Origin of the sequence: Bartonella sp. TS25HLJMH (genome assembly GCF_042193505.1) — a bacterium.
In the GTDB taxonomy this organism is placed as follows: Bacteria; Pseudomonadota; Alphaproteobacteria; order Rhizobiales; family Rhizobiaceae; genus Bartonella; species Bartonella grahamii.
In genome coordinates, this window is the sequence record NZ_JBHILV010000003.1 from 83964 (window position 1) to 97865 (window position 13902).

General features: G+C 36.5%; 12 protein-coding genes and 1 other RNA gene. All 13 read right to left on the reverse strand.

Annotation, left to right across the window (positions count from 1 at the left end):
• Window positions 1-44 precede the first annotated feature (44 nt).
• Window positions 45-1679 (reverse strand): apolipoprotein N-acyltransferase, encoded by a 1635-nt coding sequence (gene lnt, locus ACFINF_RS02515; RefSeq protein ID WP_375619535.1) that lies wholly within the window; start codon window positions 1677-1679, stop codon window positions 45-47.
• Window positions 1642-2667, reverse strand: a complete 1026-nt coding sequence (locus ACFINF_RS02520; RefSeq protein WP_375619536.1) for a hemolysin family protein — start codon at window positions 2665-2667, stop codon at window positions 1642-1644. The genes lnt and ACFINF_RS02520 overlap by 38 nt, the downstream gene beginning before the upstream one ends.
• Before the next feature lie 85 nt (window positions 2668-2752).
• Window positions 2753-3244: an rRNA maturation RNase YbeY gene (ybeY, locus tag ACFINF_RS02525; protein ID WP_375619537.1), complete on the reverse strand. Its 492-nt coding sequence runs from the start codon at window positions 3242-3244 to the stop codon at window positions 2753-2755.
• On the reverse strand, window positions 3241-4365 hold the full coding sequence (locus tag ACFINF_RS02530) for a PhoH family protein (RefSeq protein WP_375619587.1): 1125 nt from the start codon (window positions 4363-4365) through the stop codon (window positions 3241-3243). The genes ybeY and ACFINF_RS02530 overlap by 4 nt, the downstream gene beginning before the upstream one ends.
• A gap of 158 nt (window positions 4366-4523) precedes the next feature.
• A complete protein-coding gene (gene miaB, locus ACFINF_RS02535) occupies window positions 4524-5900 on the reverse strand; it encodes a tRNA (N6-isopentenyl adenosine(37)-C2)-methylthiotransferase MiaB (protein ID WP_375619538.1) in 1377 nt (458 codons plus the stop codon).
• Window positions 5901-5940: 40 nt separating this feature from the next.
• Window positions 5941-6423, reverse strand: a complete 483-nt coding sequence (gene rimI, locus ACFINF_RS02540; RefSeq protein ID WP_375619539.1) for a ribosomal protein S18-alanine N-acetyltransferase — start codon at window positions 6421-6423, stop codon at window positions 5941-5943.
• Window positions 6423-7109, reverse strand: a complete 687-nt coding sequence (tsaB, locus tag ACFINF_RS02545; RefSeq protein WP_375619540.1) for a tRNA (adenosine(37)-N6)-threonylcarbamoyltransferase complex dimerization subunit type 1 TsaB — start codon at window positions 7107-7109, stop codon at window positions 6423-6425. Before tsaB ends, rimI begins: the two co-directional genes overlap by 1 nt.
• Before the next feature lie 747 nt (window positions 7110-7856).
• A complete protein-coding gene (locus ACFINF_RS02550) occupies window positions 7857-8885 on the reverse strand; it encodes a YeiH family protein (protein ID WP_375619541.1) in 1029 nt (342 codons plus the stop codon).
• A gap of 49 nt (window positions 8886-8934) precedes the next feature.
• Window positions 8935-9540, reverse strand: a complete 606-nt coding sequence (gene recR, locus ACFINF_RS02555) for a recombination mediator RecR (protein ID WP_375619542.1) — start codon at window positions 9538-9540, stop codon at window positions 8935-8937.
• Between the two features lie 30 nt (window positions 9541-9570).
• Entirely contained in the window at window positions 9571-9894 is a 324-nt protein-coding gene (locus tag ACFINF_RS02560) for a YbaB/EbfC family nucleoid-associated protein (RefSeq protein WP_375619543.1), read from the reverse strand.
• Between the two features lie 14 nt (window positions 9895-9908).
• Window positions 9909-11807 carry a DNA polymerase III subunit gamma/tau gene (locus tag ACFINF_RS02565; protein ID WP_375619544.1) on the reverse strand — a complete coding sequence of 633 codons (1899 nt, stop codon included), beginning with the start codon at window positions 11805-11807 and terminating at the stop codon, window positions 9909-9911.
• 223 nt (window positions 11808-12030) lie between these two features.
• An RNA gene (gene ffs, locus ACFINF_RS02570) (signal recognition particle sRNA small type) lies at window positions 12031-12128 on the reverse strand.
• A gap of 1318 nt (window positions 12129-13446) precedes the next feature.
• On the reverse strand, window positions 13447-13854 hold the full coding sequence (locus ACFINF_RS02575) for a hypothetical protein (protein ID WP_375619545.1): 408 nt from the start codon (window positions 13852-13854) through the stop codon (window positions 13447-13449).
• Window positions 13855-13902: the final 48 nt, after the last annotated feature.

Here is a 13902-nt window from a genome sequence, read left to right on the forward strand (position 1 = left end):
ATTACTGGTAAACGCAACATAATACCGTACAAAGGGCACTTGAATCATCTAAGCTGTTTTGTAGAACCAAAACCAACACGACACAATAGCATAAGGATGAATAAGATAAAAGTAGAGAAAGTTCTGTATTCATTGCTTCCTATAGGTGTAATGGATGATGGAACTTGTGAATCAATAATGCCCACAGCATTTTGTTGAAGAGCTACAACGATTCGTCCATAAGAATCAATAACAGCTGATATTCCATTATTGGCTGCTCGTATGAGGGGGATTCCCAGTTCAACGGCACGAAGTTGTGCTTGTTGAAGATGTTGATAGGGTCCAGGTGTTACACCAAACCATGCATCATTTGTAATATTAATAATTGCTTGAGGCGAGGAGCCTTTAAAAGTCATTTCATGGGGAAATATTGCTTCATAACAAATCAAGGGTAGATAAGAAAATCCGTTTGGCATTGTAACAATTTTGCGCACACTTGCAGCACTATATCCACCAATATTATCGGCAAGGGTACGCAATCCAATTTTTTTCAATAAATTCTGAAAAGGAAGATATTCACCAAAAGGAACCAAATGAAGTTTATCGGAAGTATTTAAAATATTACCTTGAGCATTAATGACTGCAATTGTATTAAAATATTGTGTTTGGGAATGAGGTAGATCATTGCTGGCTCGTATTGCTCCGATAATAGCCCATTGTTTAGGTTTTAAAAGAGAGGCAATGCGCATTGTGATAGATGAGTTATCATAGAGAAGGTAAGGAACGGAAGCTTCGGGCCATACGATAAAATCGGGTTCTGAATTTTGGTCGATTGTTGGCATTGCACTTAGATTCATATGCGCTTCCAACATAGCTTCTCGTGTATTATCACGCAATTTTATATTTTGTTGGATGGAAGGTTGAACAATGCGCACCCAATAAGAACTTTTTTGATTTTCAGCTGTGTTTTCTATAGTATGAAGACGATAAAACCCAAAACCACTGTGAATGAATATAAGTGATAAACAAAGAGAAAGTGCCACTTTCTTTTTTTCATCTGTTAATAAAACAGTTGGCAAACTGTAGGCTAAGACAGCAAGAATATTCATTCCATAAAGTCCCACGATTGCATCAGATTGCATGAACATTGGGGTTGGCATGGCTGTATAGCCAAGAGCATTCCATGGAAATCCTGTGAATAAAAACGCACGCAACCACTCGGACAATCCTAATGCAAAGGCTAAAACAAAAAAGCGTGCTATTCCTTTTGTCCATAATAAACCGACAATGAAACCAGAAAAAAACCAATAAAGAGAAAGGTAGAATGGAGGAACTAAAATGGCTAATGGGACTGCCCAACCAAAAGAATCTGGATCTGTTAACAAAGCATTGCATAGCCACCAAAGTCCGCAAATAAAATAACTAAAACCAAAGGTTCCACAGCTTAAAGCATAGGTAAAAAAATGTTTTTTATTGTTTTTTTCGGCCCGTATTGAGTCAAGTAAAACAATAAAAAGAGGGAAAGTTAAAAAGCAAAGAGGTGTCAAATAAAAGGGTGGAAGTGCAAAAGAAGTAAAAGCACCACACAGAAATATCCATGCTTGGCGCTTCCAACCGGTAACAGAGGATAAAAAAACGATGAAATTGTTTAAAAACGCTGGACTATTCTTTAGGAATGGCATTGTTCTCAAGGTTCTCATTTTTTGGAATGCGAAAAATACGCAATCGCTTAATCCGGCGTTTATCAGCTTCTAAAATACGAAATCTATAACCAGGTACAGCTTCGACAATTTCACCTTTGGCAGGAATGCGATCAAGAATGGAGACGATCAAACCACCAATCGTATCAACATCATCACCATATTCCCCTACGATAAAATCAGGACCAAGAGCTTTCTCCACATCTTCTAGTTCAGTTCTTGCATCAACGAGCCATTTATTGTTTGGTTCACGTACGATAGCATTGTCGACATTATCATGTTCATCTTCGATATCACCAACGACCAATTCAACAATATCCTCCATTGAAACGAGACCATCTGTTCCCCCATGTTCATCAATAACTAAAGCCATTTGAGTTCGTGTAGTTTGCATTCGTGTTAATAATTTGCTTGCAAGCATGGAACTTGGAACAAAGAGAACAGTTCGGATCAGATCCAATTCACCGATTGGGGTATGTAAGTCTGTATGGTTTAATTGAAGCAAATCGGATTTCTGTTCGGTTTTTGTTGGGCTGATAATAAAGCGAGTCATATAGTTAAGAATATCGCGGATATGAATCATGCCGCGCGGATCATCTAAAGTTTCAGCATAAACAGGTATACGAGAATGACCAATTTTTGCGAAACATTTAAGGGTTTCTCCAAGTGAAGTGTTTATTTCCAGTGCTTCGATTTCAGAACGTGGTATCATAACATCATCCACGCGTGCTTCACGTAAGCGTAAAATATTATGCAACATAGTACGTTCTTCAGGTGAGAAGAGGGCAGTGTCTTTTTCATTGTCAGTCGTGAGTGCAACGGTAAGATCATCGCGCAGTGATGTAGATACACAATTACGACCCCGTAAGAATGAAAACAAATGATTCATCAGAGAATATTTTTCTGTATGATTCGTCTGTTGAGAGGTTTTTTTTTCATTATTAGAAGATGTTTGACTATTATTTTGTGCATTTGTTTTGTTTGTCATGGTTTTGAAATCTTCTAAACTTTCTTTTTATAATTAGGTGAATGAGAGGCTTTAAATGGTATGCTCGTAATATTGATTTTAAAAGTTAAATTTTATCATTTATAGACAATTCAGCGTAAGGATCTTTTATGGAAAGTTTTTGCAGAATTTCTCTTTCGAGCTTTTCCATTTGATATGCTTCATTATCAGTTTCATGGTCATAGCCAAGCAGATGCAAGATACCATGAACAATCATATGCGTTAAATGGTCTTGAAATGTTTTTCCTTGTTTTTCTGCTTCGAGAACAACAGTCTCTCGCGCAATAATAATATCACCGAGCATGGGACCAGGAGGATTTCCAGCTTTAAGTGGAAAAGCAGGAAAGGATAATACATTAGTAGATTTGTTTTTGTTGCGCCATTGTGCATTGATTTGTGCCATATGTTCATCATCCGTAAAAAGCAGGCTAATTTCGCTTACAACATTTGCCAATGAAACATGATGCATAGTTGTCATTAATGCTTTTTCAGTGATATTATAAAGCATTTTTTCATCATTCCACCCTGCGCTTTTAACCATTATATCAATAATAATCATGATGAATCAAATTCATTTTTTAATGCATCGCATGCGAATGATTTTTTTTTATTTTGTATTTCGGAATCACGATCATAAGCACGAACGATAGCAGCAACAAGTGGATGGCGTATAACATCTTTTTCACCAAAATGTACAATTGCAATATTTTCTACATTTGAAAGAATGCGAATTGCTTCAATGAGGCCTGATTTTTGCCCTGTAGGCAAATCAATTTGGCTCACGTCACCGGTAACAATCATACGTGTTCCTTCTCCAAGACGTGTGAGGAACATCTTCATTTGCATGGGCGTAGTATTTTGTGCCTCATCAAGAATAACAGCAGCATGGGCAAGTGTTCGTCCGCGCATAAAGGCAAGAGGAGCAATTTCTATGACACCAGAAGCTAAAATGCGTTCTATTTTTTCAGCGGGCATCATATCATAAAGAGCATCATAAAGTGGTCGTAAATATGGGTCGACTTTTTCTTTGAGATCACCGGGAAGAAAACCAAGATGTTCTCCAGCTTCAACAGCCGGACGTGAGAGAATAATTCGCTCAATGATACCACGTTCTAGAAGCATTGCAGCATGAGCAACAGCAAGATACGTTTTGCCTGTTCCTGCTGGTCCTACACCAAACACAAGTTCAGTATGCTCCATAGCGTGTATGTAAGCATCTTGTGTTGGAGTTCTTGCATGAATTATTTTTTTATGGGTAGTTAACCGTGCTGGTATACGTTTCGTTGCAGATTTGTGTGTTATCGTGTCTTCTTTCTGCTTCTTTGGTATATTTGCCATAGCAAGCGCTCCTCTTATATCTGATAAAGTGAGCTCTTGATGTGTTTTGGCACGTTCATAAAGTTGCTGCAATACATATTGCGCACGTTTTATAACAGAAATACTTCCACGGATTAAGACTTCATTACCACGCGGATGAATACTAAGTTCAAGTTTTTTTTCGATATAAGCGAGATTTTCGTCAAATTTACCAAAAACTGCTTTTGCATATTTATTATTTTCGAAAATCAAAACAACTTGGCTCGGATCTGAAGCGCTTGTTTGTTTCAAGGTATCAGCCTTTTCAAGGGACATATTTACTTTTTCTTTAATACGCTTTATTTTTTCGGTTGAAGCTTTCAGCCTATTCTCCATATCTACATAAATATTGCACTTTTTGTTAAGTAAATTCTATAAAAGACAGTTTTTTAGAACAGTGCACGTTTTAGATGTAATCATTTTCTTTTAAAATAAAAGAGTTTTCCAAAATATTTATTCTGAACAATGTTTTAGAGGTATGTTTATCTATTTGTCACTTCACCAACAAAACTGTTTGAGCTTGCATTTTTAATATGAATTTCTATTACGCTACCTGTAGAGGCTTCTGTATCTACGACAACAGGTAAAAGCCAAGGGGAACGTCCTACCATTTGCCCTGAGTGACGTCCAGGTTTTTCGATGAGAACGTTAGTTTTTTGACCAATTTTAGAACGCAAAAACGCCTTTTGTTGCTCAAGGAGAAGGACTTGTAAATGTTGAAGGCGGGCATTTTTTATAGATTCATCAACATGATTTTTCATTGTGGCTCCCACTGTTCCAGGACGGGGGGAATATTTAAAAGAATAAGCTGAACTGTACTGTACTTGTTGAATAAGTTTAATGGTTTCTTCAAAGTCCTCATCTGTTTCTCCTGGAAACCCTACAATGAAATCGCCTGAAAAGGCGATATCTGGCCGTGCGGTTCGAATTTTTTCGATAAGATGAAGATAATGAGAGCTTTTGTGTTGGCGGTTCATAGCTTTTAAGATGCGATCTGAACCTGATTGAACAGGAAGATGGAGGTAAGGCATTAACATATCAAGATCTCGATGCGCGGCAATAAGGCTATCATCCATATCACGTGGGTGGCTGGTTGTGTAACGCAAACGCTTTAAACCATCGAGTTTTGCAAGATGATAAAGAAGATCGCCAAGACGCCAAGTTTTGCCATCAGCACTTTGTCCATGCCAACCATTGACATTTTGTCCAAGCAGCGTAATTTCTTTGACACCCGCTTCGATGAGTTGAAGGGCTTCTTCAGTAATTTTCTCAACGGATCGTGATATTTCGGCACCGCGTGTATAGGGCACAACACAAAAAGTGCAGAATTTATCGCAACCTTCCTGTACTGTTAAAAATGCGCTAACACCTCGTTTTCTTACTGCATGTTTATTATGGGGCGGCAAATGAGCAAATTTATCTTCAACAGCATAGTCTGTTTCGATAATTTTTTTTCCTTGTTTGGCTTTCTCTAACAATTCTGGCAAGCGATGATACATTTGCGGACCAATAACAAGATCCACTGTTGGAGCACGGCGCAAGATTTCACTTCCTTCAGCTTGTGCAACACAACCCGTTACACCAACCATCAGGGGTTTATCAGGTGTGCGTTCTTGACGCATAACGCGCAAACGACCGAGATCAGAATAAAGTTTTTCTGCTGCTTTTTCACGAATATGACAGGTATTAACAAGAATAAGATCGGCATCATTGGGGATTTGTGTTGTCACATAGCCTTGCGAACTGAGACTATCAGTCATCCGTTGGCTATCATAAACATTCATTTGACATCCATAGGTTTTGATAAAAACTTTTTTCGGAGCAACAGGAGGCGTATTTTTAGGATTTACTTTATTCATGGTGCGTTTGTAAATGTTTTTTACACGAATCTCAATCTATTTACTTAAAAGTTTTTTGCATGATAATTGCATCACCACGACCATTTTTTGACGGGTAGTAGGCAAGACGTTCAGAAATTTTTTGAAATTCAAAGCGTTGATAAAGATTCAAAGCAGAAAGGTTTGTGGCTTCTACTTCCAAGAATAATTTTATAGCGCCTTTGTCGTGAAGATGGTGAACTGTTCTTTCGATAAGAAAGGTACCAATTCCTTGTTGACGATAATGAGGGTGAACAGCAATTGTGATGATTTCTGCTTCATCAAGGATGAGACGGCATAGGCAAAAGCCTAAAATTTGATCAGAGCGATCAATGAGAAAAACTTTGTATCCGAAGATAGAGTGATCTGTTAAGAAATTATCAAAAGCTTGTTTTCCCCAAGACGGGGTAAAACAATGTTGATGAATTTGATGAAGAGGAGCACTATCATTAACTTGTAGCGGAGCACTTCCAAAATTTTTTTTTGTCAATGAAAATTTGGGCATTATTTTTTTTGTGGTAAAGCAAAATTGGTTTGTTGTTTTGCATCAGCGCTGCGTAGATAGAGTGGGCGAGGCGAATTTTTGGATTGTTTGTTCGCAGCAAGATAAGCATAGTTTACAATATCAGCCGCTTCGCAGGGGATTTTTTCTAGGACAATTTTTTCGTTTATTTTATGGCTTTTAATATGTTCCACAACGACATCAGCAGCTGGGCCAGTCAGTCGGGTTTTTTTTGGCAAATCTTCGAGGATACTTTCAATTGTTTTTAATCCGGGCGCTCCCAAAGGTGTGAGATCATTATGAAAATTTTGATGGTAGAACATCTCTCTCCCAGCTTCAATGACAACAGTAATTGCTGATGCTGTATTTTTACTGTTTATTACTTGTGCTGCTAACGCTTCAAGAGCACTCACTCCAACAGCAGGTATTTCAAGTGCTAATGCCAAAGCGCGCGCTGTTGCAACACCGACACGTACACCAGTAAATGATCCAGGTCCAATATTGACAGCAATACGTTCAACTTGATCAAGTGTCATATTGGCTTGTGTCATTATTTGTGTAATCTGCCCAATAAGTTTTTCAGCATGTCCTTTGTTCATGCGCTCATTGATACGCGCAATAACAGATTTATGACGAATGAGCGCAACAGCACAATAAATTGAAGCAGTATCTATAGCAAGGATAAGCATAAAAATATTTTAGTTGAATAAAACAATAAACAAAAGTCCTGCTGTATTTTTAATCTTTTTATTATCGTATATTTCATTTGTAAGAAAGTTACCAGTGCTAATAAGTAACAATATCTTTTTATGGGATAGAACGAGATGTTGATTTAATCCCTATTTGTTTTCACTTTTTGGATGAGTACCTTGAATATTGTAAGATTTTCTTATTTCAAATCTACTTATGGTGAAACAATTAAAGTTATTAGCTTGTATATTACAAGCGGAATTAGGGTGTAAATAAAAACTGTTGAAGAAAAGAATAAAAACGCCTTTCACGAATCGTTTAAATATAAGGATTGTCACAAACATTTTGAGCTATCAAATAGTATGATGATGCCATTTTTATTCCATAGTAAGTAAAAGTAATTTAAAAGGGGGAAAGCCATGACTCCACATTTTTTCCCAATAAGAGCATATTCTATCAGTCTTTAATATAAAAACTTCAGCGTAATGAGAGCAGATGAAAAAAATGGCATTGTTTTGCATGAGTTATGTACTTTGATACTACGTCATTGCAAATCATTATGGACTGAAAAGCTAATTGAAAAAGTAATTTTGACAGTTTTCACTTAATATCACAGCTCTTTTTTTGTATAGAATAATGAGCAGTTTTTTAGAACTTTTGCTGCTTTTATAAAAAAACTGTTTTTAATATTAATGAGCCTTTGGATTGATTGCATGCTCCGTTGAAAATAATAATAAATGCATATTTCAAAATGTTATATGATTCAAATCATTCAATCCTATCATGATAAGGCTACAAGAGCCAAGAAGGAGTATGGAGGAAGTTGAAGCTAAAATAACGCACCATCCTGCTTTTTTTAATGAGCGGATATCAACACCTAATCCTAAGGCTGCCATTGAAATGACCGTGAACAGTTGAGCAATAAGTCTGATCGGGTTTATAGCCATTTCAGGAATAAGTCCGCTTGAACGAATAAGCATCATGATAATAAAACCGATAATAAACCATGGGACGAGAGTGTGTAGACGAAAATGTGTTTGTGCTGATCGACGATAGATGATGGATAGGATAAAAATAACAGGGCCCAACATTAAAACTCGCATCAATTTGACAATTGTTGCAATTTGAACGCTCACGAAAGATATTGGCGCTGTTGCTGCTAAGACCTGTGGTACAGCATAAACAACCATGCCGGCAAGTACACCGTACTGGTTAAATGATAAATTCAAAAGTGGTTGTAAAAAAGGGAGAAATAAAATAATAAGAACCCCTAAAAGAGCGGTAAAAGCAATTGCTGCCGCTACATCTTCATGTTTAGCATGAATGACAGGGGCAGTTGCAACGATAGCTGAATTGCCACAAATGGCATTACCACAAGCGACCAGCATTGCTAAATTTGTAGAAAGTCCAAAAAGTCTGCCTATAACAAAACTAAAGAGGATCGTTATAAATATAACGAATATGATGCTAGAAAGTAAATTCAAACCGGCTGAAAGCACTGCGTTAATGCTAATGCTTGCTCCTAGAAGTACGATAGCAATTTCAAGAAGTATTTTGGCACAAAAAGTTATACCTTTTTGAAAATATGTTGGCAAAGTAAAACAACTACGGGTAACAGATCCTAAGAGAATTGCTAAAACAAGATTTTCAAGCCATGCTTGCCCAAAAAGCTGCTTTTCCAAGACTTCTAAACCATACGCTAAAGCTGATATGAATAAACATACTAAAATACCAGGACCAAGGTCGTTTAAAAATGAGAGGTTTTTCTTTAGCATTTGAATATTCCCCCGTCATTAAAGAGCTAAAGGTGGAGAGGAAAAAGTTTTAAAGATTGGTTCGTGCTTGTACAGCTGCCGCTAAAGTTCCATCATCAAGATAATCAAGCTCGCCTCCTACAGGAACACCATGAGCAAGTCGCGTAATTTTAACTGAAAAATTGGAAAGCTGATCGGTGATATAGTGAGCAGTTGTTTGACCTTCGACAGTCGCATTGACGGCAAGAATAATTTCCGTAATAGGATTTTGTATAACACGTTGTATTAAGGTGGAAATGTTGAGTTCGTCAGGACCTATTCCATCTAAGGGGGAGAGTCGTCCACCCAATACATGGTAACGGGCGGCTAAAGTTTTTGCGCGCTCAAGAGCCCACAGATCAGCAATATCCTCAACAACGATGATTGTTGTATCATCGCGGCGCAAATCTGTACAAATTGAACAAGGATCAATGGTATCGACATTTCCACAAACAGAACAAATGCCGACTTTTTCTATAGCTGCTTGTATAGCTGCTCCTAAAGGCTCCAGCAATGTTTCCTTTTTTTTGATAAGATGAAGCGCAGCACGACGCGCTGAACGTGGACCAAGACCTGGTATCCGTGATAAAATCTGAATGAGACGTTCAATCTCAAGTCCTGCAATGTATTTAGACATATTTTTGTCCCACGGAAAAAATCCGTTTCATTAAAATGGAAGCTTGAAACCTGAAGGGAGCGGTAGCCCTGCCGTTATACTTTTGGTTTTTTCTTCTATTGCGATTTCGATTTTTGTTCTTGCTTCATTATAAGCTGCCATAATGAGATCTTCGAGAATTTCAGCTTCCTCAGGTTTGAGTAATGAAGGATCAATTTGAATTGCTGTTATAATATTTTTGCCATTTAAAGTGATATTGACGAGACCACCCCCTGCAGTGCCAGTAGCTTGCAGATTAGCTATTTCTTCCTGAATCTTCTGCATTTTTTCTTGCATTTCTTTGGCTTTTTTCATCATGCTCATCATTTCACGCATAGGAATAGGTATCCTTATTCATCATTGATATCATTTTTATTTTTAAAAATATCAGCATTTTTAAAGGTATTGGGGAGTAAATCAAGATCATTTTCTTCTTTATTGAGTCGAATATCGACAATTTTTGCTTCTGGGAAATGGTTGAGGATTTTCGCGATATCAGGATCTGTTTCTGCATTGGAAAAAAGAGTCTTTTGAATCGCTATACTTTCCTCCTGTAAGGTTGGGCCACCTCCTTCATTTACAAAAGTTATTGTCCAGCGTTTTTCAGTCCATTGAGATATCTTTTTTTCTATATCATGAGCAAGAAATTGTGGGGTATTTTCAGAAAGTCTTAAGGTAATATGCCCAGCTTCAAAAGAAACAGGATGAACAAATTCTCTAACAAGGAGTTTGAAAGGAGCGTCATTATGCTGTTCGGCTAATTGAACAATATCGTGCAAAGAATCAATCACTAGAGTTTTAGGTTGAGTAATCTTTTCAGAAAGATCAATAGATTGAGAAGTTTCAAGAGTTTCTGTTACTTCTTGGACGTTGATTTTGTCAGGGTTTTGATGTTTAACTAAATTTTCCGGTTGTAAGGAATGATCTAATTGGTTTTTCAAGGATGTTTTTAAATCTGATTGATCTGATAATGTATTTGAAACGTTCGAGGAAGCATGGGCTTCGACCATTGTTTCTTTTGTTATATTATTTGCATTTGTAAATTCTTGATGAGAAGAGTTTTTAACCAGTGTGAGAGGTTTTTTTTCTTGCGTAAGCTTTTTTAAAGCTTCACCAAGAGTTGGTAAGTCAGCCGTGTGAGCAAGACGAATTAAAAGCATTTCAGCGGCTTGAAGCGGACGTGTAGTTTGATTAACTTCCTGTAAACCTTTGAGTAACATTTGCCAGTTTCGGGATAAAACAGGAACGGAAAGTTTTTTTGAAAAATCTAAACTTCTTAAACGTTGTTCTTCAGTCAGTGAGAAATCTTCCACTATTTCTGGTGTAAAACGTAAACGTGTGACCAAATGATTAAAATCGGCTAGTTCTGTCAATATAGTAAGAGGATCAGCACCTGCCTCATATTGACTGCGTAATTCATGTAATGCATTGACAACATCGCCCTTCATGATATCTTCAAAAAGATCAATAATACGTGCTTGATCCGCTAATCCTAACATTGTACGCACCGCAATGGCATTAATATTGCCATTGCTATGGGCAATCGCTTGATCAAAAATGGATAATGCATCACGTGCAGATCCTTCTGCAGCACGGGCAATCATAGAAAGTGCTTGATCTTCTACTTCTACCTTTTCATATTTCGCAATTTGGCGCAAATGTGCACTCAAAGCTTTTGATTCAATACGCCGCAAATCAAAACGTTGGCAACGCGAAAGGATTGTAATAGGAACTTTGCGAATTTCTGTTGTGGCAAAAATAAATTTCACATGGGACGGTGGTTCTTCAAGAGTTTTCAATAAACCATTAAAGGCTTGTGTTGAGAGCATATGTACTTCATCGATAATATAAACCTTATAACGTGCAGAAACAGGACGATAGCGTATTTGTTCAATAATTTCACGAATATCATCAATGCCCGTATGAGAAGCGGCATCCATTTCTATAACATCAATATGGCGTCCTTCGATAATTTGTGTGCAATGTTCACCAAGAGAGTCCAATACGGTTGTTGGTTGGTCAATATCTTTTGTTTTATAATTAAGCGCACGTGCCAAAATACGTGCTGTTGTGGTTTTACCTACGCCACGAATCCCTGTTAACATCCACGCTTGTGCAATACGACCTTTTTCAAAGGCGTTGGTGAGAGTACGCACCATAGCTTCTTGACCAATGAGGTCAGAGAAGTTTTGGGGTCGATATTTACGAGCAAGAACACGATAGGCTGTTTCTACCGGTACATTTTCCATGAATATTTCCAACTTCGAAGTTCTGTATGCGTATATTTTGATAATACAAAAGCATAGATCAATACTGTAGACTCATATAAAAGGATTTTTTCTTAATCAAATTATTTATGGGACAATTTGTTAAAAAATAACCAAACGCCTTTATTTTCTGCATACAAATGCCGCTCTGAAGATTAAAAGTACCTCGTTAAAAGACAGCATAAAAAATAATTTCTTCAGCAAAATAGGAGGTTGGTACGATGACCCGTACCAGAACTCGTTGGGGCTGCTTCTTTCCAGACCTGACCCAGTTGGCGAGCAGTTCGTCCACCACCAACCTCCCAAGTTCATATTGTCGATTTGGAATGAAAAATCAAGCTCAGAAACGAAAAATATCCCAAGAACGACGAAGAATTTTTCTTTGCGTTTAATTTATTGGCATATAAACAACAAAGAGATTATGGATTTATCAGTTTTCATAGCAGTAGCTCTTCATATTTATTTGGTATGAAAATATTTTTTCGCTTAGGATAATCTGAATGTATAATTATTCTCATTCGCTGAAATATGTAAGAGTTTTAGGATAGATACGTCTGTTCTAAAACTACGAAATTGAATCATCAAAAATTTACAACAGTCAAAGAAGCAAATAAAGTAGATAGATCATGTAATTGGCTAACATTCGAAAGTTAGGGGGAAGAGTGCTATTTAAATAATTAGCAAATATTGCTTTAATGGTGTTGATCCTCTCACACAAAACAGAACATCCCAAACAGAATAACTTAATGTTGTCCATTCACATGCTTTTTAAAGAGCTATTTCTCAGTATTCTTAACTATATTTCAACCCCCGCTCGTAAATAGTATACATACTTCCCTTGAGGTATAAATCCATTGTGCACTACCCTCTTTATGCTTAATAAAAGTATAAATTTGAGCCCTCATACTATTAACAATTCCCAATGTTGCGATCCCTTGCACTTGAGAGGCTTTATAAGAAGCATTTTGATTCCTTTTTTGCGTGCTTGTTCTTTTAATTAAAAAACATTGATGTTCATCACAAGATGGATCAATATATGAATTTTCATCATTTGAGAAAAGATTTCATATATTTTTTAAGTGACTGTGCTCATACAAGAGAAGATGCAACATTCAACGCTATAGAAATAAGGGGGTTATTGGTTTTATAAGCATAAAAATGGTTCTTATTCGATATAAGCGACATTTTATAGTTTCAAATAATTATATTCTTTAACAAGGAGAGAAAAGCGAGATGAACTTTTACAAAAAGCTGAATGAGTATGATTTAAAATGCAGCGAGGAATACATCTATAGAGCAAACTTTGCTTTTCTGTTTATCTAAGTGATTTAGGTACGATGTGCTTTATAGTACTTAAAATAAAGCAGTTACGAAGATAGAAGTTATATTCTTATTAAAAAAATAGCTCTGATAGTAGAAAATACAGAACAATTCAAGTTTATCCTTTTAGTTTTTGCAAAAGTCTTTTAGTGTCTAATGTTCTGAGCAGCTTAAGGTTTTCCATATTAGTATAAAAATACCTCTTCAGCGATTAGTTTTAATAGCTTACCATGCCGTATTTTGAAAAAAATACCTGAAAAAAGAATAACTCTACTCAAATTTAGATGTTATAGAAATATTATTAATCATAATCTCCTGTGTCACAATTTGTTCCAACAACTTTTTTCTTCGTAATATTTTTAAAAATATAATGTCCTGACGAAGGAAAACTTATATGAAGAGATTTTATATTTTTTAGTGTAAAGATCTTCTTTTCTTTATCATGGGTTATTTTCTTTTCATCATCAACAACAATTCTCAATTTGTTTAGATCAGAAGGGGTAGAGTACGATAAAGTGAAGGATACTTTATTCGGTTTAAAGATACTACAAGAGTATTCAACTCCTTGATGGATAATATCGGATGGGATGATCACAACACTTTCATCCAGCGCAAAATTCCATTTTCTCTCACCAAAGCCAGCAAATGCAACACTAGAGTAGGCGAGAATATTTGCGGCTAATAATCCTTGCGCGAAGATTTTTTTCATTATCTTTTCCTTTTTTCTAAAGTGAGATGAATCATAAATCAGTTTTTA

Excerpts from the sequence above, each read along its gene's own strand:
- lnt (WP_375619535.1), bottom strand. The coding sequence starts at position 1,679 with ATGAGAACCTTGAGAACAATGCCATTCCTAAAGAATAGTCCAGCGTTT.
- ACFINF_RS02520 (WP_375619536.1), bottom strand. The coding sequence starts at position 2,667 with ATGACAAACAAAACAAATGCACAAAATAATAGTCAAACATCTTCTAAT.
- ybeY (WP_375619537.1), bottom strand. The coding sequence starts at position 3,244 with ATGATTATTATTGATATAATGGTTAAAAGCGCAGGGTGGAATGATGAA.
- miaB (WP_375619538.1), bottom strand. The coding sequence starts at position 5,900 with ATGAATAAAGTAAATCCTAAAAATACGCCTCCTGTTGCTCCGAAAAAA.
- rimI (WP_375619539.1), bottom strand. The coding sequence starts at position 6,423 with ATGCCCAAATTTTCATTGACAAAAAAAAATTTTGGAAGTGCTCCGCTA.
- tsaB (WP_375619540.1), bottom strand. The coding sequence starts at position 7,109 with ATGCTTATCCTTGCTATAGATACTGCTTCAATTTATTGTGCTGTTGCG.
- ACFINF_RS02550 (WP_375619541.1), bottom strand. The coding sequence starts at position 8,885 with ATGCTAAAGAAAAACCTCTCATTTTTAAACGACCTTGGTCCTGGTATT.
- recR (WP_375619542.1), bottom strand. The coding sequence starts at position 9,540 with ATGTCTAAATACATTGCAGGACTTGAGATTGAACGTCTCATTCAGATT.
- ACFINF_RS02560 (WP_375619543.1), bottom strand. The coding sequence starts at position 9,894 with ATGCGTGAAATGATGAGCATGATGAAAAAAGCCAAAGAAATGCAAGAA.
- ACFINF_RS02565 (WP_375619544.1), bottom strand. The coding sequence starts at position 11,807 with ATGGAAAATGTACCGGTAGAAACAGCCTATCGTGTTCTTGCTCGTAAA.
- ACFINF_RS02575 (WP_375619545.1), bottom strand. The coding sequence starts at position 13,854 with ATGAAAAAAATCTTCGCGCAAGGATTATTAGCCGCAAATATTCTCGCC.